Below are 18,583 nucleotides of genomic sequence, written 5' to 3' on the forward strand. Positions count from 1 at the left end.
GTCTGGGCCCCGGCCAGGCGGGCCAGGGCGAGGGGTGCGATGTGCCTGCCGGTTGTGGGCAGGATGCCGGGCCGCGACGACCTAAGCGGGTCGAAAAATCCAGAGATGCACCTTATGGCGCTGAACAGTTCACTGCGCTGCTGAACTCTTTGCTGCGCTGCTGAACTCTTTTGTGCTGTTCAACGTCAGGTGGGCGGCGTGCTGGACGGTCGGCGTCCGGGCGCCCCAGACAGCCATCACCACACCCAGACCGAGGAAGTAGCCGGTCAGCAGGATGCGGCTGCGCCGGAGGGCTACGTCGCTGTGGCTCATGCCGGGCGCCCGCCAGCGGCACGCTCGTCGGCCGGGAGGGGCTGTACGTGGATCCGGGTACGGCGGACTGCTTCCGCCGTGCGGGCCTGTGCGAGGTCTGCGGTGGGCGCGGTGGTGATCAGGTAGCCGATCCGCGCGGTCCACATGTTGCCGCCGTCGGCCGGGAGGAGCAGCTGGTCGCCGACCTGGTGCTGGAAGTGCACGCGCTCCAGCCAGTGCGGACTGGCGCCGTCGAAGCCGAGGCGGAGCAGGGTGCCGGAGGTGTCCGGGTAGAGCAGCTGGATGGCGGCGGCCGAGGACCTGGTCGGGGTGAGGCCGGGACGACGGCCGCAGGCGATGTCGGCGGCGGCACGCGGCAGGTCGATGCCGGTCGCGAGCCGGACGAGGTGGCCGATCATGTCGCCGCCTATCCGGCCGTTGACCTCGATGAGCCGCGGCCGACCGTCGACGAGGCGCATCTCCACATGGCTGACGCCGTCGGTGATCCCCAGGGCGTTGATCGCGGCCTGTGCCACGGGGGTCACGACGTCGAGCAGCGGGTCTGCGGCGTCCACGCAGTGGGCCAGTTCCTCGAAGAAGGGCGGAGCGCTGACTGTCTTGCGGGTGACCGCGACCACGGTGGTCTCGCCGCGGTAGGTGACGCACTCGACCGACACCTCGGGCCCGTCGAGGTACTCCTCCACGAGCACGCTGGTGGATTCCCGCCCGAGCCCGGCCGCCTGGTCGGCGAAGGCGAAGGCAGCGGTGAGCTGATCGGGTGTGTCGGCGCGGATCACGCCGATACTGGCCGCGTGCGCGGCGGGCTTCAGCACGAGCGGGTAGCCGATCCGCTGGGCCGCCGCCTGCGCCTCGGCGAGGGTCCGCACGCTCACCGAAGCCGCCGACGGAACGCCGTGCCGTGCGAACAGCGCCCGGGACATGGCCTTGTTCCGGCACGCCTGCATGGCCTCCGGGGCAGTGGTGGACAGGCCGAGCTGGCGCGCGAGGCGGGCCACGGGCACGAGGTACCACTCGGTCCAGGTGAACACCCCCGCCAGGTCGTAGCGTTCGGCCAGCATCCGGCCGGCGGCGGACAGCACGGCCTGGTCGGCCAGGTCGGAGACGACGACGCAGTCCCGGAGGTACGGCACCTCCCACGTGGGCTCTTCGCTGGTGATCAGGACTACGTCATAGGCGGCGGCCACGGACTGAAGGCAGTACGCGCGGTATGCCTCGGCCTCCATGTCAGCTGCGGCCACGACGAGGGCAACGGGGCGGTCGGACAAAAGCAGGCTCCTTGGATTCACGGGATGGAAAGGTGCGGAGAAGGCGAGCGGACCGCAGTGGCACGGAGACAGCTGCTGGGGCGGCCCGGAGGGGCGGGATCTCGGGTCGAGGCCGTTCACGCAACCCGCGTACTAACAGGGCCGCATGGACGAGGCGGCCAGCCCGGCGGTCTTCGGCGGGCAGAGGGCGCAAAGGCGGTGCAGAGGGAGGGATGTCAGGCAGCGCGGCGGCGGCGCAACTCGACCCCCCCCCCCCAGCCCAGTGGGGGTGTTCGTCGATCAGGCGGCGGGCGTAGAGGGCGGTGAAGTTGTTGTTCAGCCCGGCGACGCCGTAGGGAAGGTGGCGGCGCAGGTCTTCGAACAGGTCCTTCAAGCTGACGCGAGTGGCGCCGGCGGCCAGGCGGCGGGCGGCCATGCGCTCCAGGGCTCGGTAGACGTGCGGGTTGCGGGCGTCGAAGGCGTGGAACTGCTCGGTGATGGTGCGGCCGGTCGCGCGGTACGACCCGAGGGCGGCGATGGATATGAAGTTCTCCACAGGCTGGGGACGCAGCAGGGTCAGGTGCGCAGGGTGGGATCCGTGCGCAGGCGTGCGAAGGCGCAGAGCAGACCGAGGGCCTGCAGGGTCGCGCAGGCGGTGATGACGGGGCCTAGCGCGTCGGGCGGGGTGAGCGCGGTGAGCACGCCGGCGGCGGGGAAGGGCAGCAGGAGGATGAGGATCGTGGCCGACAGGGTGCTGCCGAACTTCTCCGGCGGGATCAGGCGGGAGCGCAGGGTGCGCAGGACGACCGCCAGGCCGCCGTCGGCCGCCATGAGGACCGCGACCAAAACGAGGTAGGACGGGTAGTCGGGAGCCTGGGCAGCGGCGAGACAGCCGAGCGAGGCCAGGGCAGCGCACGTGACGCCAACCGGCCACAGGCCGAAGCGGTCCAGGGCGAACCGGCAGAGCGTGACGCTGAGGAGCGTCGCTGCGGCAGCAGCGGACCAGACCAGGCCGACAGCGGTGGTGGACTGCCCGAAGTGCTGGACGACGATCACGGGTCCGGCCGCCTGGAGCAGGCCAGTGGCCAGGTTGGACAGGGTCAGCCCGGTCACGAGCCAGCCGAGCGCGGGCAGCGAGCGGACAGTGCGCCACCCGGTGAGCAGTCCGGCACCGGACTGCCCCTTCGGCGCACGGGCCGGTGCCACGGACGGGGGCGGGGTGCGCAGGGCGAGCAGTGCGGCAATCAACGAGAGCACGGTGATCACCGCGAGCATCGACGGCGGACCGGCGAGCAACAGCACGCCCGCGAGCGCCGGACCGGCCAGGGTCGCCGTCTGGTCGATGCCGAGCAGCACGGCCTGGACACGATGCGCCCGCCGTCCCGCTCGGCGTCCGGCGGCGGCGCCTGCCGTCTCGACCGCGATATAGCTGAACTCGGTGAGTACGCCGGTCGTTGCCGCCAGCACCATCACGGTCACACTCGCCACGGTGCCCGCCGGGTGGAAGTGGAGCAGAACCGCGCCGGCGGCCAGAGCCAGCGCCCGGCCCAGGGCGGCCGTGTGGAAGACCACCGCGGCCCCGTGCCGGTCGACAACCGATCCGGCCCACCCGAACGCAGCCAGCCGCGGGATCCACTCCAAGGCGAAGGCGGCGCCCGTCAGCGCGGCAGAGCGCGTCGTGGCCAAGACAAGCAGCGGGATGCCGTAGGTGGACATCGCGAACGCCAAGGCGTCCGCCGTGCGCGGCAGGTAGATACTGCGCATCAGCCCGCCGGTGTGACGTCCGCGCCGGGGTGTGACGGCTGTGCTCACGCGACCGGCTCAGGTTCGGACACCCTGGCCACTTGGGAGTTGTCGGCCAGCCACCGGATCAGAAGCGTGCGGAGGCGGGCCAGGCCCGCCTCCGCACCGTCGAGGCGCTCGGTGGTGAGCGATGGTGCCAGCAGGTCGAGGACGCACTGGATGCGGTTGCTGAACTCGCAGACGGGGGCCGGGACGGCGTGTTGTCGAGCCCAGCGGGCCATCGCGTCGTACAGGTCGGCCAACTCCGTCCCGGCCTGGGTGAGTTCCAGACCGGCGCCGGGCGTGATCCGGATGAGACCGTGGGCGCGGGCCGTGTCGGAGGCGCTGCGCAGTTGGTTTGTGGAGAGGTCGGGCAAGGTGGCGGCCAGCCGTCGCGGCGGTATGGCGCCGTTGTCGTCGATCTCGGTGACCAGGCGGACCAGGGGCCGCGAGGCGAGGAGTTCGACAGCGCGCAACGCTTCGGCAGAGGTCATGGCGATGCTCATCGGCGCGGGCCTCCCGCCGGGATGGCTGCCTTCGGGTGGGCGGTCGCGGCGTGCGAGAAAAGATCCCGGTTGTGCCAGGCCGGAGGGGACTGGGGTGTCCGAGCGGGTGGGAGTGACGTGGGGGTCGGCCTCGACTGGCTGCTGATCCACGGCCTCGGCGCGGGCTTCGCCTGCGGGTGTCCCCAGACCGGGTGCTGGGCGGCCTGGGTGAGGGGCTGCCCGGCGGACCAGGCGGACAGGGCGCCGAGCACGGCGCCGAGGCCATCACCAGCTGTGGACAGCCGGTAGGGCCGGCCCATGCCGTCGGTGTCGACCAGGCCGTCGGCGACGAGTTGCCGCAGCGGCGGGTAGATGTTGGTCCAGTCGCTGCTGGGCATCACGATCCGGGCCAGGGCCCGCCCGCTGACCTCTTCGCGGGACTTCAGCACCCACAGGATGGCGGCGGCGTGCCGCCGTGTAAGGAGGGTGAGGCTGTCCTCGATTTGCTCGATCGCGGGCAGCGGGCCGTCCGGCGTCTCCAGATACTTCTCGGCCCAGGTGACGATCATCGGCAGGACCGGCAGCAGGGCAGCGCCACGCTCGGTGTGGCCGTAGGCCACGTGCCGTGCGTCGTGTTCGGTGCGTTCGACCAGACCGGCGTCGCACAGCGACGTGAGCTTGGGGTGGAGCTGGCCGTTCTGGAGCCAGGGCATCTTGGCGGCCAGTTCGCTGTAGCGCAGCGGCGATCCGGAGAGGGCCAGGAGGATCCTCACGTTCCAGCGCGGGGTGATCATGGCGAGGGCCTCGGTGACCCGGGCGATGTCGGCGTCGGTGTCAGGGGGCAGAGCGGTGGGGGCCAAGGGAGGAGCTCCTGGGTGATTGAAAGGGGGATCGCCTGCAGGGTCAGCGGCTGTGCGTCGGGCTCGGCGCCGCAGGAGGCGGAGCCGGGGCAGGCGGTGAGGGAGCCGGCGGGACAGGCGTTGGGGCCGGGACGCGGGCCAGGCTCTGCAGGACAGCGGAGACCGAGGTGGCTTGGACATCGCGGACGGCGACGGCTTCGGCAAGCCGGCGGATGCCGTCGAGGAGGTGGGACACCTCGTGCGGGCCGATCTGCCGCTCGGGATGAACGAGCCGGGCGAGGTGGCCGCGGTGGAGGTCGATGCTGCACTCGGCGAGGGCGAGGTCGTCGTGCATGCCGAGCAGGGCGGAGAGCATGCCGGGCGGCTGGTCGCGTGCGCGGGCTTGGAGGTCGGCGAGCGGTGCGCCGTACAGGTCCTCGATCCGTCCGGCTATGTCGGTGGACGTGGGGCGGGGCAATCGGGGGCTTTCACGGTCGGCGGGCCCGGGCCGCCCCGGCACCCGGCGGTGCCGGGGCGGCGGACGAAGGGACGGCTGCGGTGGTCTTGAGCTGCGTGGTGCGGACGGGACGGGCCTGCTGGGCGGCCGGAGGCATGGTGCGCAGCAGCTCGCCGAGGGCGGCGCGGTAGCCGTCGCGGGCCTCCAGTGCTGCCTCCAGCCACTGCGCGTCGAAGCGGAGCTGGTCCGCCGACAGGTCGCCCATGTCGCGGTCCGGGTCCATGTCCGCGTGCACGCGGTCGCGTACGCGGGTAACCTGCTCCTCCGTCAGAGCCAGGAAGGAGCGCAGTTCCAGGGCGCGGGTGAGCGCGGGTGAGGCATCGTGACCGACAGCCGACTCGTACAGCTCCGAAACCGGGGCTCCGTAGACCTCCTGCAGTTCGTCGTCCATGGTGCTGGCTCTGTCCCGGCTCAACGGACGGGCCTTCCCGGCTGCCTCGCCGACGCCGGTGCGGGTGTGCCCGCAGGCCGGTGGGGGGCGCTGGTCTGCACCGCCGGCCCGGTGCGGGGGCGCAGGCGGGCGAGGCGTTCGGCGGCGGGGTCCTTCTTCCCCGGAGCGTCCGGGTCGAGGAGCCACCGCACGACCATGGCCCGGCCGTCGCGGGTGGTGACGGCCGCGTTCACGCGGTGGGCGAGGCCCATCGTCGGGTCGTCGACCTCACTGGGCTGTGTCTCCAGCGCGGCGAGAAGGTCGTCCTCCGCGCGGTCGAGCACGGACTGGGCCTCTGCGAGGAGGCCATGCCACTTGACGACATCGGTGGCGGCAAGATTTGCCAGGGGCGCGGCGGCGACCGCGGCCTTCAAGCGGGCGATGTCCATGCCGAAGCGCGCTTCGATTCGTTCGGTGAGTACGCCCAGGACATCCTTGACGTCATCGGATATGCCGTCGGACAAAGCGAAGGCTCCTGCTCTGGGAATTGGGGTGGAGCGCATGCGGAAGAAGCCTCCGAAGAGACATAGGGATTGCGTGGATTGGCGCTGCGGGGAGGTTGTCCCGGCGGCTATAAGAGTCCGGAGAATCGCCGGTTTGGCTAACCGGCGATCGTCGGCTATGTTGCGCCGCTGGCGTCGGGCCGAGCGCTCAGCGCGAACGGCCGGGCGGTCGCGGGGCAGGGGCCTTCGCCACTCCGGCCGGGCGGCTGGCGGCGGCCGTCGGACGGACCGGTGGGAGAGGACCGGCCTCGCCCATGAGGCGGTCCTCGCACCACTGCAGGGCCTCACCGACCGTGTCGAAACCGCCCTCGCGCAGGGTGTGCGTCCACGTCTCGGTATCGACCTCTTCGACCACGACACGGAACGGCGACGGGGCACGCTCGTCCAGCGCTCGCAGAGCCACCACGACGACCATGTCGTCCGGGTCGTCGCTGGTGTAGGAGTAGCCCATCGCGTAGTGGTCGCCGTCGCCGGCGAGGCGTCGCTCCAGTGCTCGCGTGGCCTCGTCCGCCGGCGGCGGGCCGCTCAACTCGGGGTCGAGGCCGATGGCATCGGGCGGGCAGCCCCGGTGGATGAGCCAGGACTGCGCCATCGCGGGCAGCGGCAGCGGTCTCTGCTCGAAGGCGAACGTCTTCTTCTCGTGGTCCCGTTGCAGATAGACGGCGAACACCTGCGGCATACCGGGGTACCAGGTGGCGGTGCGGTCGAACAGGACGTAGTAGCTGTGCGGCCCGTCGTGGTGTTCGGCGAGGGGGACGAGCATGTCCTCGCGGACGCCGACCGTGCGGTAGAAGTCGAGGTACTTCTCCTCATCGGCGTCGAGGTCGTCCAGATCGAAGTCGACCTGGGGAATGGGCTTGCGGAACGGCGCCGGTTCGGCGGAAGACAACAAGGGCCTTTCGGAGAAGATCAACTCCGCTGCGCCGGAGCCGACGGCGATGTGCCGGGGGGAACTGGGACCTTCGGGGCCCGCGTCGCGGGGATCCGGCGAGCGGCTACCAGCGCGGCTCGTCCGGCGTCGGTGAGCGTGACCGGCTGGCCGGCGTGCACGGGGTGGCCCGTGTCCCGGATGACCAGACCGGTGTCCTCCAGCCGGAGCAGCTTGGCATGCGGGATGCGAGTGCCGGAGGCTGTCGCGACGCTCATCCGGCCGGTAAGCAGATGTTCGTAGAGCCTGGCTCCACCGGCGATAGCGAGCAGCGCCGCCTGGTCATCCGTCGAGAGCTGCTTCGCGTCGGGCGCCGCTGCGGCTTCGATGGGTTCCAGGGCGGCCAGCACCCCCCGGGCAGCGGCGTCCCGCGCGTCGGCGGCCTCTTCCAGCTGTTCCGCGGTGCGGTCGATGCGTGTGAACAGGGCGCCATCGACATCGAACTCGCCGGACGAGAGGCGGTTGAGAAGGCGCAGGTAGAAGATGACGCCGGTCTGGGCCGTGGCCAACTCGCGGTGCCGGTCGACCAGATGGGCGTGAGGATCGTCGAGGACGCCACGGTCGCGGAAATCCCACAGAGTATCGATGTCGTGGCCGGTGACGGCTTCGATGTGGTGGTCAAGCGGGGAGACCGTTCGCCGAGCTGCGGGCAGTGCGGGTTCAGGGGGCATAGGCGACGCTCCGTTGCGTTCAGCGGGTGAGATGGTGCGCGGGGTTGGGTGCGGGACGGGGCAGACCCGGCGCCGCGATGGGCGGCGGGGCGGGCCGGGGCGCAGGAGTGCGGGTGGTCAGCTGCGGGGAGCGGGAGCGTGCCGCGTGGGTGCGGGCGCTCAGCGGCCGACGGGTCATCCCCAGGCGGCGGCCGACCTCGTCGTAGACGTCGTTGCCCGCACGCGGCCGGATCGCGACGACGTGGATCTCCCTACGAAGGGGGGATCCCTCGGGCGCCGGGCGGACGGCGTAGACGACGCGCCAGTCTTTGCGCGAGTCCACGAACAGCTTCCTGAAGCCCTCCAGATCACCGTCGAGACGCAGCCCGAAGCGTTGAGCGTTCACGACTTCCTGCAGGTAGGCGAGGGTGAGGTCGCGGATATCGCCGGGTGCCTGGAGGAGATCGGTCAGCGCCCGGGGATCGAAGCTCAATCCGAAGGCGGGCTGTCCCGCTCCCGCGGTCATGTCGCCAGCTCGTACGACTCGGGTGTCCCGGCGGCCTCCTCAGCGGTGGCCCTCTCCATTCGCACGGACGGCTGCGGGCCGGGCAGGAGTCGATGCGCGGGCCGGTCGGGTGAGGTCATGCAGGCCGACAGCGGCCCGCCCGGCGCGCGGATCGCCGCGACGGCGTGAGTGAGGAAGTCCCGGTGCCACACGAACATGCCGGCCAGCCCGGCTTCGGGATCCTTGTGCTGCTGGTAGGCGAGCCACAGGGCATGGAGCCAGGCCACGACGTCGTCGTGCTCCTGCCACTGCAGGCACCAGGGCGCCGCGGTGGTGACCTCCGCCCCGTAGACCGGGAGGAAGAAGTCGTCGACCCAGTCGGACAGGGCGTCGAGTTCGTCCTCGCGTTCCTCGCCGTCCAGTTCCAGGATCGGACGGGGCTCCGGTGGAGCGGCGGCCAGCGGGCCGCCGAGTCCCGGCAGGCCGAACGCGGCGAACGGCGACCCGCTCGGTGACGGGCCGGACGCGAGATGGTCGAGCTGCTGGGCCTGTTGCGCCGACTGCTCCATGAGCCGCCGCACGCTCGCCTCGATTCCCTCCAGCTGCGGATCCGGAATACGAATCGGCTCCAACTCTCCACCATCAGCGGGTTTTACGGATTCAGGCATCGAGAAGTTCGGCCTCCTACAAGACGCGGAATGAGGGAAATGCGGGGCCCCTCACGCGGCGCCGCCAGCGGACTACACGGTGCGCCGGCGGTATTACGCCGACGGCTACGCGTGGGGACGGGCCGCCTGGGCGGCGGGCAGGACGCGGCTCATACGGTGAGAACCATGTCGTCCTGCGCGAGAGTTGAGCGGAGCGTCTCGGTGAGCCGCTCGGCCGCGATCGACGCGTAGTGCTCGGTCTTCTCCACGCCGATGAAGTCCCGGCCTTCCAGCAGGGCGGCCACGCCCGTGGAGCCGGAGCCGGCGCAGAAGTCGAGGACCGTTCCCCCCTTAGGGCTGATCTTGACCAGCTCGCGCATCACCTCGACCGGCTTCTGCGTGATGTGCCGGCGCTGCGCGCCCAAGGGCTGCGACGCCGAGTACATGCCGGGCAGATAGACCGGGTTACGGGAGCCGTCGATCGGTCCCTTCGACGCCCAGACGATGAATTCGCAGTTCTGGATGAACCGGCCCTTCTGCGGTCTGGCCTGCGGCTTGTGCCAGGCCAGCACCCCGCGCCACAGCCATCCGGCCGCCTGGATCGCGTCCGTCGTGGTGGGGAGCTGGCGCCAGTCGGTGAACAGCAGGGCCGTGCCGCCGGTCTTGGTGAGACGGTGGGCTTCGGTCATGATCTGCGTCAGCCAGAACGCGTAGGACCTCTGGTCCATGTTCTCGCCGGTGAAGTCGGCGAGGTCGTTCTTGGAGTCGGCGGAGGTGTACTTCTGCTTCGCGGAGCGGGTGGTGCGCTCCTTCGCCGTCCTGCCGCCCGAGTTGTACGGCGGATCGGTGATGACGGAGTCAACGCAGCCGTCCGGGAGGCCGACGAGAACGCTCAGGGCATCGCCCTGGTGCAGGGAAAAAGGCAAAGAGGAACCCCAATTTCGGGTACGGAATCGAAGAGGGAACTACTCGTCTCGCACGGGAGTCCTCACGGGCCGGAAGTCGGCATGCAGAAGCCCAGGGCCACGGAGCGAGGAGAGCGAGAGGGAGTCCAAAAACTGTAGAGGCGAATCCGCCGACGGCCAAGAAGTGCGCTCCTAAGGTGCCGGATTCCGGCACCTCACGCCGACTTTTTGGTCAACCGCCGATCCTCGCCTACTGTTTTTGAACCGCCCGGCGCACACCACCGCTGGCTACTCCCCTGCCACACCTCGCGGAGGTACCTCCTGCCCTGGCGCACCTAGCTCACGGCCTGGCCAAGCGGAGCGAGCGGCAACTCGCCCGCACCGGGCCGCCTTGATCGCCCACCCCGGCTGCCGCGCCCTTCCGAGACGCCTCGCGCACGCGGTACGCCGGACACCGCAACCCCAAGGACACGTTCATGACGTCCCGTTACCCGCCCATGCCCGAACCCGCCGACCGTCGAGCGGCCCGCTCGGGTTGAAGGGGCTCGCCGCCGGCATCGGCGTCGTCTTCCTCTCCCCGATCCTCATCGCCGGCACCGGCATGGTGCTGGCCTCCGCCGCCGACGCCGTGCAGAGCAGCAGCTCCTTCAGCAGCTGCCTGAGCGACATCGACAGCGTCCAGGTCGCCGAGCAGGTCGCCAAGATCCTCGACGGTGCCTCCGGCAAGGACGTGCACGTCGAGGGCCTGGACCTGCCCGCCGAGCAGGTCCCCAACGCGGCGACGATCGTGGCCACCGGTCTCTCGCTCGACGTCCCCACGAAGGGGCAGATCATCGCGCTAGCCACGGCGATGCAGGAGAGCCGACTGCGCAACCTCAACTACGGGGACCGCGACTCGCTCGGCCTGTTCCAGCAGCGCCCCTCTCAGGGCTGGGGCAGCGCCCAGCAGATCCGCGATCCGGTCTACGCCTCCGAGCAGTTCTACGAGCACTTGCTCAAGGTGGACGGCTGGCAGCAGATGACCGTCACCCAGGCCGCCCAAGCCGTGCAGAAGTCCGGCCTGCCGGACGCGTACGCGCAGTGGGAGAACCTGGCCACCGCGCTGCAGGCCGCTATCGCCAAGACGTTCCCCGGCGGCGGTGACACGGACCAGGGCAAGGAACCGTCGACCAGTGGGACTGATTGTGCTCTGGACCAGGACGGTTCCGGGTTCGGCCGCATCCCCGAGGGGAGCGTCCCGAAGGGATACTCGATCCCCAAGGACGCCGATCCGAAGGCGCGCAAGGCCATCGCCTGGGCGATGCAGCAGCTCGGCACGCTCTACCAGTGGGGCGGATCCTGTACGAACGCGCACGGTCCCGACCCCATGGGCCGCTGCGACTGCTCCAGCCTGGTGCAGCAGGCGTACGCCCACGCCGGCGTCACCCTCACCCGCACCACGTACACGCAGGTCAACGAAGGCAAGGCGGTCTCCCCCGCCCAGCTTGAGCCCGGTGACCTGATCTTCAGCCGCGGCACCGCGAGCCGGCCCGAGCACGTCGGCATGTACATGGGCGAGGGCCTCGTGATCGAAGCACCGCGCACCACCAAACCGGTCCGGATCACTCCGATCAAGGACTGGCCGATCGTCGCCGCCCGGCGCGTCCTCTGACACCGGCCGGGCGAGACCGCCACGACACACCCCTCTGACCGAGATTCCCGACAGTACGGAGCATCCTTGATTACCCGCCACCGCGCCCTCGCAGCAGCCTCTCTGGGCCTGGCCGTTGCCGCCAGCGGCCTGGTCACCGCCACCACGGCACAGGCGTGCGACACCGGCAAGACCACCATCAGCTGCAGCGCGGTCAAGATCCGCAAGGCCCCGTCGAAGACATCTACGGTCGTGGGTATCGGCTACCGACACGACAAGGTCCTCTACGACCAGTGGGCGTACAAGAAGGCCGAGAAGACCTGGTACACCCGCGGCACCGTCACCCGGAAGTCCGACGGCAAGAAGATCCGCGGCTACATGATCTACAACTGCGCGAACCCCTACCAGACCAACCCCGCGCCGAAGCCGTCGATCCCTAAGTAGAGCACCCCGGCCACCGCCCCGGAGCGTGACCACTGCCCTGCCGCCGGCAGGGCAGTCCCCGGCCCGGACGGCGCCCTAGTTCCCGCGCGCGGCAACCGCTTCACGCCTCCCCCGTCTCCCGTCGGCCCCCGCCTGGCCTTCGTACGCAAGGAGTCTCTGCCACACCTATGTCCGTCCCTCTCGCAGACCGCGTCATCCAGCTCGCCTACGACCCAGGCATCACGCCCTCGGGCGGCGGCCTCCCCGGCCTCTCCGTGCTGAAGAACGTGGTCAACTCCATCAACCTGTTCGCGATCGTCGCCGTGGTCGGCGCCCTCGCGGTCTCCCTCGGCGTGTGGGCCTGGGGCCACCACACCGGTGGTCACCAGGCCGAGGCCAACGGCAAGAAGGGCGCGGTCGTGGCCGCCGGCGCCGCCCTCGGTCTGGGTGCCGCGAACGGGATCATCGCCTTCTTCTCCGGCTTGGGGTCGCAGGTTCACTGATGCGAAACCGGCTCCCCTCCTTTTCCCTGTCTTCGTACGGTGCGAGCTGGTCAGTCAACCGGCGCATCGCGATCGTCGCCTGCGCCGTCGCCGTTCTGCTCGCCCTCGCCGGGATCGTCGCCGTGGTGAGCGGCAGCGGGAACGGCCGCCAAGCTGCGGGCACCGCCGTGCCGGCCCCGGCCGGCAGTAGTGCGTCCTCCGCCGACGAGGCCGTCCCGAAGCCGTCGTCCGGGTCCGGATCGGTCCCGAATCCGCCGCAGATCGCCGATCCGGTCGCCTATGCCAAGGCGGCAGCGCAGATGCTGTGGTCCTACGACACCCGCGTAACCAGCCGCGACCAGCAGCTCGCCGGCATGCGCGCCTGGATGACCACGGAGACCAAGTACGCCGACTGGGCTTCCGTTGCCGGCCAGGTTCCCGATCCGCTGCTGTGGTCGCGGATGGCCGACCAGGACCAGCACGCCACCGCCCACGTCACGGAGGGCCACTACCCCTCCGCGTTCAAGCAGGCCCTGGCGGACGACCCGTCCGCGATCACCGAGGCGTACATCTACGTCGTCACCGTCAACGGCGCACAGCAGATCGTCTGGAAGAAGGGCGGCAGCGGGGCCGAGGAACGGGCCGTGACCCTCGCCGTCCAATGCCGCCCGGACCACGACTGCACCCTGGCCGCCCTCGCACCGAGCGTCACCCAGTGACCCGCGCATGAAACGAAAGGAGGGGTGACTCCCCGTGGGTTTCTGTGACTTCCCCCTGGCCGACAAGCTGTGCGACGTCGGCGACGCGGTGGATTTCGCCTCGGATCCCGGCAAGGCCATCGGTGACTGGATGGCGAAGTCCGCCGGCGAACTGGCCGCCGCCGCAGCCGATCTGGCAGCCGAAGCCGTCGACACCACCACGAAGGTGGACCTCAACGCGACGTGGTTCGTCGACAACTACGAGACGCTGCTGCCGCTGGGCCTGGTCCTGCTGGTCGCGACCTTCTGCGCACAGCTCGTGAGGGCCGCCGTCCGACGTGACGGACAAGCCCTCACCCAGGCGTTCACCGGCACCGCGTCCGGGGTCCTGTTCGCCTTCTGCGCCATCTCCTTGACCACGGTCGCCGTCGAAGTGGTCGACGCCGTCAGCGACGGCCTGTTCAAGACCGCGCACCTGGACATCGAGTCGGCCGTGCGCCGCATCGTGGAGGTCAACCAGATCGCATCGCTGTCCGGACTCGGCTGGCTCGTCCCGGTCGTCGCCGGGCTCGGCGCCGCCATCGGCGCCATCCTCTACTGGTGCATGATGATGGTCCGCAAGGTCGGCATCCTCGTCATGGTCACCCTCGCCGTGTTCTCGTCCGCCGGCGGCGGCTGGGAAGTCGCCCGGCGCTGGCGCAAGGGCTGGATCGAAGCCACCGCCACCCTGGTCGTCTCCAAGCTGCTGATGACCGTGATCTTCGTCCTCGGTATCGCCGCCATGGGCAAAACCGAGGCCAAAGACGGCATCGCCGCCCTCGCCGACGTCATGTCCGGCATCGTCATCATGGTCCTGGTACTGCTGTGCCCGTACGCGGTCTTCAAGTTCGTGCACTGGGCGGCCGACGGCACCGACGGGGAGTCCATCCACCGTGCCGGCGGTGCCGGAGTCCAGATCGCCAGGGCGCATGCGGAGAGGGCCGCCCGCAAGGCGACCGCCGCGGCGGCGACCGCCGGGACCGGTGGCGCTGCCGCCGGCGCGGGTGCCGCGCCGCAGGGCCCGGACGCCGACGGCGGATTCCCCGGCGACATCGCCGCCAACCCGACCGGCGGAGACGGCGAGGGTAGGGAGGGATCGCAGAGCGGCGGAACGGGTGCCTCGGCCGGCGGCGACGCGGTCAAGTCCGGCCTGGACAAGGCCGTCCACCCCGCGCCGGCCAGCGTGTCCGACGCCACCAGCGGCCAAGTGGGAGGCAGCCCGGGACCCGGCGGATTCGCCACGAGTGCCGCGTCCGGGCCGGGCGGCGGATGGCAGTCAACTCCGCCGACCACGACCCCGCTGCCGCAGGGCGCACCGCCGTCCTCCGGAACGCCCAGCGCCTCGTCAAGCGGCGGGAGCGGCCCCTCGCTGCCTCCTCCGACCGGCCTCTGATTCCCTGACCGACTCCCGGGAGCGGGGTGCGCACGCTCGCTCCCGCCCCCGGGTTCCACCCGCGTCTCCAGGACCCGCTCCTTGACTGATCTCCCCGCCCCGGTCACGGTGAAGTTCCCGCACCGGTCCCGCCGCGGCATCCTCCTCGGCCTCTCCGGGCCCCAACTCGCCCTCGTCTCCTGCACGCTGGCGCTGCTGCTGATGACGGTGATCTCCACCGGACTGCTCGGCGCCGTCGCCCTGACCCCTGTGTGGGCCACGGCCGGTGCGCTCGTCGCGATCCGCCGGCACGGCCGTTCACTGATCGACTGGGCGCCGATCGTCGCCCGGTACGCACACCGCCGCCGCACCGGCCAGACCCTCTGGCTCGCCCGGCCCGTCACCCGGCCCCGGCAGGACGGCGTCCTCCACCTGCCCGGCACCACCGCGTCCCTGAAGGTCGTCACCCCCGGCGATTCCGCCAACGGCGCCGCGGCCGTCCACGACCCCCACCGGCAGACGCTGACCGCCGTCGCCCGCGTCACCAGCCGTGCCTTCGCCCTCCTCGACCCCGCCACCCAGAACCACAACGTCACGGCCTGGGGGCGCGCGCTCGCGGGCATCGCCCGCACCAGGCACATCGCCACCGTGCAGGTGCTGGAGCGCACCGTCCCCGACAGCGGCGACACCCTCACCCGGCACTGGACACAGAACGGGCAGCCCCAGGCCCCGGTCGCGGGACAGATCTACTCCGAGCTGGTCGCCTCGGCCGGACCCGCCGCCGCCCCGCACGAGACCTACCTCGCCATCTCCCTCGACCTCAAGGCCGCCCGGCGCCTGATCAGCCAGGCCGGCGGAGGGCTTCCGGGGGCGTTCACCGTCATGGAGCAGACCACCGCCTCCATCGCCCAGGCCGCCCGCAACGCCGGGCTCCAGGTCACCGGTTGGCTGAGTGCGCGGGAGATCGCAGCCGTCATCCGCACCGCCTACGACCCCAAAGCCCTCGCCGCGCTCCAGCAATGGTCCGAGACCGGCCGCGCCGAGGCCGACCCCGCCGCCGCCGGCCCCGTCGTCCAGTTCGAGGAGTACGACCGCCTCGCCACCGACAGCGCACGGCACGCCACCTACTGGGTGGAGAACTGGCCGCGCACCGAGATGGGGGCCGGGTTCCTGCACGGGATCATGTTCACGGCCGGCGTGCGCCGCAGCCTCTCCCTCATCTACGTGCCGCAGGGCCTCGAATCCGCGTTGCGGGACGTCCAGCGCAAGAAGGCGGCGATCATCGCCGATGCCAACGAGAGGGCCCGCCGGGGGCAGGTCGACAGCGAGGAAGACTCCGTCGAGTACGCCGACGTCAAAACCCGCGAACGCCAGCTCATCGCCGGGCACGCGGACGTGGCGCTCACCGGCCTGGTCACCGTGACCGCCGAGACCGACGCCCTCCTGGACGCCGCCTGCGCACGGATCGAGACCCACGCCGCCACCTCCGGCGTCGACCTGCGTCGCCTCAACTACCAGCAGCCGGACGCTTTCACGCTCGCCGCGCTCCCGCTGGCCCGCACCGCCCTGTGAACCCGCCGCGCCCGCGCGCGTCCTGACCGGCGGCACTCCGGTTCACCCGCAACGGGACGCCCCTCACTCCCCTGCCTACCGGCAGGAAGGACCACCACCTTTGACCTCTCCCCTGCGCCCCGACGACGCGCACCCCTTCCTCCGCGCCGCGAGCGCCGGAATCCGCCACCACACCCGGTCCCTTGCCTCGCCGGACGCGGCCCCGCCCCAGCGAGCGGACCGTCGGCACCTGGACGTGCTCCACGCCCACCTCACCGCCCTGCTCCCCCTCCTGGACCGCCTCGCCGAAACCGCCCGCCCGCCGTACCCCGCCGCCGGCCGTCACCTGGCGACCGCGCACACCCGCCTCTGGCAGGCCACCAGCGAGGTCCACTCCGCCTTCCACCTGCTGCCCGCCGACACACCAGCGGAAGAAGCCGAGGCCAGCGCGTGCCATCCAGAACGGCTACCCGAGGGACCGCCCGTGCTGACGATCTGCCAGCGCCACCTCGCCGCCGGGCACGTCCTCCGCCGCAAGACCACCCCCACCGACCTCCGCCCGCACACCACGGCCTGCGCGCGATGAGCACCACCCGCAGAATCGAGGGCCTCCGATGAGCCACCGGCCCTCCCGACGGGCCCGCCGCGCCTCCGCCAGCCCGCTCTTCACTCCCCACGGCGCCGACCGTGCCAGCCGCAAGGCCGCCCGTCGCCAGCTCGCCGAGGCCACCGCCAAAGCCCGCGCCGAAGCCATCGCCCACCAGAACGAGGGCACCGTCGCCGAGCACCAGATGCCCACCCCACTCCACCCGCCGAACGGACGCCCCGGGCCCGCCTCCGCTCGCGGGAACCGACTGAAGGTCCCCGCCCACCGCATGACCACCGCCATCGCAGCCGGCGCCTATCCCTTCCTCGCCGAAGGCGGCCTCGGCGCCGAAGGCATCTACATCGGCCGCGACGTCCACGCCGAAGCATCGTTCGTCTTCGACCCATTCGCGCTGTACGGCCGCGTCGAGGGATTCACCAATCCGAACCTCCTGCTCGCCGGGGTCATCGGCCAGGGCAAGAGCGCGCTGGCCAAGTCCTTCGCGCTGCGCTCGGTCGCCTTCGGATACCGCGTCTACGTCCCGTGCGACCCGAAGGGCGAGTGGACGCCGGTCGCACAGGGCCTCGGCGGCCGGTCCGTCGCCCTCGGTCCCGGACTGCCCGGACGCCTGAACCCCCTGGACGCGGCGCCACGCCCGGCGAGCGTGCCGGAGGCGGACTGGGTCGGCGAGATCCGCAAACGACGCCTGCTCCTGCTCGGTTCCCTGGCCCGCACCGTCCTGGGTCGGGACCTGATGCCCATGGAGCACACCGCCCTGGACGTCGCCCTCGACGCCGTCGTCACCCGCGCCGCCGAGATGCACCGCACCCCGCTCCTCGGCGACGTTGCCGCCACCCTCAACAACCCACTGACGCTCGACGAGGCCGCCGGGATGATGTCGGGCCAACTCGGCGATGCCGCCCGCGACCTGGCCCACGCCATGCGGCGCCTGGTCCACGGCGACCTGGCCGGCATGTTCGACGCCCCCTCCACCGTCGCCTTCGACCCGACCGCGCCGATGCTCACCATCGACCTGTCCCGGCTCGGCGGCAGCGGGGACGACACCGCCCTCGTCCTGGCTATGACCTGCGCGAGCGCCTGGATGGAGACCGCCCTCTCCGATCCGAACGGCGGCCGGCGCTGGATCGTGTACGACGAGGCATGGCGCCTGATGCGGCACATCGGCCTGCTCCAGCGGATGCAGGCCCAGTGGAAACTCAGCCGCGGCCTCGGCATCGCCAACCTCATGGTGATCCACCGGCTGTCCGACTTGCTCACCGCCGGCGACGCCGGATCACAGGGCCGCGCACTGGCCGAGGGACTCCTCGCCGACTGCTCCACCCGCATCATCTACCGCCAGGAGACCGACCAACTCCACGCCGCGGCCTCCCTGCTCGGCCTGACCTCCGTCGAGATGGACGCCATCGCCCACCTCAACCGCGGGCGCGGCCTGTGGAAAGTCGCCGGACGATCTTTCATCGTGCAGCACCTTCTGCACAGTCACGAGCTGGCGCTCTTCGACACCGACGCTCGAATGAACGTAAAGACCGTAAAAGATCATGAAACCTGATATCCAGCGTGAGCTGATCCCACGCGCCACCACCCTCCACCTCATCGACGCGCTCAACGCCGTCAGGGGCAAACTTTCCGGCGCGTTCGAGCAGTGGGAGCTGCTGGACGACACCGGTCATGTCCCGGCCTCGCCGTCCTTCACCGCGCTACTCCGGCACGTCACCGACGCACAGGCTCTCGCCCGTGATGTCGTCCAGCTGACTGCCGACTTCGCCCGGACCACCTCCACCAGAACCGTGCCGGCAGCGCCGTCCTCGCCCATCTGGCGTCGGCGGTCACCCTGTCGAGCCAGGCCGTACCGCACTTCGCCGAGACTGCGCAGACCGCGTTCTCACTGCCCCGGTCGCACAGCGAGAACGACAGATACTTCCGGGACAACCGCATGGTCATCGAACACGCGACGGCGCGTTCCTGTCGGCGGCGCGCGTCGGAGTCGCTCGGTGACGCAGTCCAGGAACTCACCGACCACCTCGACTTCCACCG

General features: G+C 71.0%; 20 protein-coding genes and 2 pseudogenes. 8 read left to right on the plus strand and 14 right to left on the minus strand.

Features of this window, described 5'->3' with window-relative positions; translation table 11 throughout:
- Positions 1-183: 183 nt before the first annotated feature.
- The 14 genes and pseudogenes from ACZ4N4_RS17025 to ACZ4N4_RS17090 form a co-directional block, all read right to left on the minus strand.
- Positions 184-312 (minus strand): annotated as a pseudogene (locus ACZ4N4_RS17025) (MFS transporter); the annotation flags it as partial.
- Complete coding sequence (locus ACZ4N4_RS17030; protein WP_467590589.1) at positions 309-1,535, minus strand: ATP-grasp domain-containing protein; 1,227 nt, start codon at positions 1,533-1,535, stop codon at positions 309-311. The pseudogene ACZ4N4_RS17025 and the gene ACZ4N4_RS17030, both read right to left, overlap by 4 nt.
- 257 nt (positions 1,536-1,792) lie before the next feature.
- Positions 1,793-2,100 (minus strand): annotated as a pseudogene (locus tag ACZ4N4_RS17035) (hypothetical protein).
- 32 nt (positions 2,101-2,132) lie between these two features.
- On the minus strand, positions 2,133-3,368 hold the full coding sequence (locus tag ACZ4N4_RS17040) for an MFS transporter (protein WP_467589184.1): 1,236 nt from the start codon (positions 3,366-3,368) through the stop codon (positions 2,133-2,135).
- Positions 3,365-3,844: a regulator gene (locus tag ACZ4N4_RS17045; protein ID WP_467589187.1), complete on the minus strand. Its 480-nt coding sequence runs from the start codon at positions 3,842-3,844 to the stop codon at positions 3,365-3,367. Before ACZ4N4_RS17045 ends, ACZ4N4_RS17040 begins: the two co-directional genes overlap by 4 nt.
- A complete protein-coding gene (locus tag ACZ4N4_RS17050; RefSeq protein WP_467589188.1) occupies positions 3,841-4,683 on the minus strand; it encodes a winged helix-turn-helix transcriptional regulator in 843 nt (280 codons plus the stop codon). The genes ACZ4N4_RS17045 and ACZ4N4_RS17050 overlap by 4 nt, the downstream gene beginning before the upstream one ends.
- A gap of 43 nt (positions 4,684-4,726) precedes the next feature.
- The gene (locus ACZ4N4_RS17055) at positions 4,727-5,140 is read right to left on the minus strand and encodes a hypothetical protein (RefSeq protein WP_467589190.1); all 414 of its coding nucleotides are present in this window, start codon (positions 5,138-5,140) and stop codon (positions 4,727-4,729) included.
- Positions 5,141-5,150: 10 nt separating this feature from the next.
- Positions 5,151-5,594 carry a hypothetical protein gene (locus tag ACZ4N4_RS17060; protein ID WP_467589193.1) on the minus strand — a complete coding sequence of 148 codons (444 nt, stop codon included), beginning with the start codon at positions 5,592-5,594 and terminating at the stop codon, positions 5,151-5,153.
- The gene (locus ACZ4N4_RS17065) at positions 5,591-6,073 is read right to left on the minus strand and encodes a hypothetical protein (protein WP_467589196.1); all 483 of its coding nucleotides are present in this window, start codon (positions 6,071-6,073) and stop codon (positions 5,591-5,593) included. Before ACZ4N4_RS17065 ends, ACZ4N4_RS17060 begins: the two co-directional genes overlap by 4 nt.
- A 187-nt stretch (positions 6,074-6,260) precedes the next feature.
- On the minus strand, positions 6,261-7,004 hold the full coding sequence (locus tag ACZ4N4_RS17070; RefSeq protein ID WP_467589198.1) for a hypothetical protein: 744 nt from the start codon (positions 7,002-7,004) through the stop codon (positions 6,261-6,263).
- A 17-nt stretch (positions 7,005-7,021) separates the two neighbouring features.
- Entirely contained in the window at positions 7,022-7,711 is a 690-nt protein-coding gene (locus ACZ4N4_RS17075; protein WP_467589200.1) for a hypothetical protein, read from the minus strand.
- A gap of 19 nt (positions 7,712-7,730) precedes the next feature.
- Positions 7,731-8,216 (minus strand): hypothetical protein, encoded by a 486-nt coding sequence (locus ACZ4N4_RS17080; RefSeq protein ID WP_467589203.1) that lies wholly within the window; start codon positions 8,214-8,216, stop codon positions 7,731-7,733.
- A complete protein-coding gene (locus ACZ4N4_RS17085) occupies positions 8,213-8,764 on the minus strand; it encodes a DUF4913 domain-containing protein (protein ID WP_467590592.1) in 552 nt (183 codons plus the stop codon). Before ACZ4N4_RS17085 ends, ACZ4N4_RS17080 begins: the two co-directional genes overlap by 4 nt.
- A gap of 248 nt (positions 8,765-9,012) precedes the next feature.
- On the minus strand, positions 9,013-9,768 hold the full coding sequence (locus tag ACZ4N4_RS17090; protein WP_467589206.1) for a DNA-methyltransferase: 756 nt from the start codon (positions 9,766-9,768) through the stop codon (positions 9,013-9,015).
- Positions 9,769-10,282: 514 nt separating this feature from the next.
- Between ACZ4N4_RS17090 and ACZ4N4_RS17095 the strand changes: the two genes are divergently transcribed.
- The 8 genes from ACZ4N4_RS17095 to ACZ4N4_RS17130 all read left to right on the plus strand — a co-directional run bounded on the left by ACZ4N4_RS17095 (position 10,283) and on the right by ACZ4N4_RS17130 (position 18,098).
- Positions 10,283-11,398 carry a C40 family peptidase gene (locus ACZ4N4_RS17095; protein ID WP_467589208.1) on the plus strand — a complete coding sequence of 372 codons (1,116 nt, stop codon included), beginning with the start codon at positions 10,283-10,285 and terminating at the stop codon, positions 11,396-11,398.
- A 66-nt stretch (positions 11,399-11,464) separates the two neighbouring features.
- Positions 11,465-11,821, plus strand: a complete 357-nt coding sequence (locus ACZ4N4_RS17100; protein WP_467589211.1) for a hypothetical protein — start codon at positions 11,465-11,467, stop codon at positions 11,819-11,821.
- A 167-nt stretch (positions 11,822-11,988) separates the two neighbouring features.
- Positions 11,989-12,303, plus strand: coding sequence for a DUF6112 family protein (locus tag ACZ4N4_RS17105; RefSeq protein WP_393846127.1), 315 nt, complete (start codon positions 11,989-11,991; stop codon positions 12,301-12,303).
- Entirely contained in the window at positions 12,303-13,001 is a 699-nt protein-coding gene (locus ACZ4N4_RS17110) for a hypothetical protein (protein ID WP_467589214.1), read from the plus strand. Before ACZ4N4_RS17105 ends, ACZ4N4_RS17110 begins: the two co-directional genes overlap by 1 nt.
- A 34-nt stretch (positions 13,002-13,035) precedes the next feature.
- The gene (locus ACZ4N4_RS17115) at positions 13,036-14,412 is read left to right on the plus strand and encodes an SCO6881 family protein (RefSeq protein ID WP_467589217.1); all 1,377 of its coding nucleotides are present in this window, start codon (positions 13,036-13,038) and stop codon (positions 14,410-14,412) included.
- Positions 14,413-14,493: 81 nt separating this feature from the next.
- Entirely contained in the window at positions 14,494-15,963 is a 1,470-nt protein-coding gene (locus ACZ4N4_RS17120; RefSeq protein ID WP_467589220.1) for an SCO6880 family protein, read from the plus strand.
- A 100-nt stretch (positions 15,964-16,063) separates the two neighbouring features.
- Positions 16,064-16,528, plus strand: a complete 465-nt coding sequence (locus ACZ4N4_RS17125) for a DUF6238 family protein (protein WP_467589223.1) — start codon at positions 16,064-16,066, stop codon at positions 16,526-16,528.
- Positions 16,529-16,556: 28 nt separating this feature from the next.
- The gene (locus tag ACZ4N4_RS17130; RefSeq protein WP_467589226.1) at positions 16,557-18,098 is read left to right on the plus strand and encodes an ATP-binding protein; all 1,542 of its coding nucleotides are present in this window, start codon (positions 16,557-16,559) and stop codon (positions 18,096-18,098) included.
- The last annotated feature ends 485 nt before the right edge of the window (positions 18,099-18,583 follow it).

It is taken from the genome of Streptomyces sp. NPDC026538, assembly GCF_055567535.1.

What these genes read in the sequence shown, in the direction of transcription:
- ACZ4N4_RS17030 (WP_467590589.1), bottom strand. Translation starts at nt 1,535, where the DNA reads ATGGAGGCCGAGGCATACCGCGCGTACTGCCTTCAGTCCGTGGCCGCC.
- ACZ4N4_RS17045 (WP_467589187.1), bottom strand. Translation starts at nt 3,844, where the DNA reads ATGAGCATCGCCATGACCTCTGCCGAAGCGTTGCGCGCTGTCGAACTC.
- ACZ4N4_RS17075 (WP_467589200.1), bottom strand. Translation starts at nt 7,711, where the DNA reads ATGCCCCCTGAACCCGCACTGCCCGCAGCTCGGCGAACGGTCTCCCCG.
- ACZ4N4_RS17080 (WP_467589203.1), bottom strand. Translation starts at nt 8,216, where the DNA reads ATGACCGCGGGAGCGGGACAGCCCGCCTTCGGATTGAGCTTCGATCCC.
- ACZ4N4_RS17085 (WP_467590592.1), bottom strand. Translation starts at nt 8,764, where the DNA reads ATGGAGCAGTCGGCGCAACAGGCCCAGCAGCTCGACCATCTCGCGTCC.
- ACZ4N4_RS17105 (WP_393846127.1), top strand. Translation starts at nt 11,989, where the DNA reads ATGTCCGTCCCTCTCGCAGACCGCGTCATCCAGCTCGCCTACGACCCA.
- ACZ4N4_RS17110 (WP_467589214.1), top strand. Translation starts at nt 12,303, where the DNA reads ATGCGAAACCGGCTCCCCTCCTTTTCCCTGTCTTCGTACGGTGCGAGC.
- ACZ4N4_RS17130 (WP_467589226.1), top strand. Translation starts at nt 16,557, where the DNA reads ATGAGCCACCGGCCCTCCCGACGGGCCCGCCGCGCCTCCGCCAGCCCG.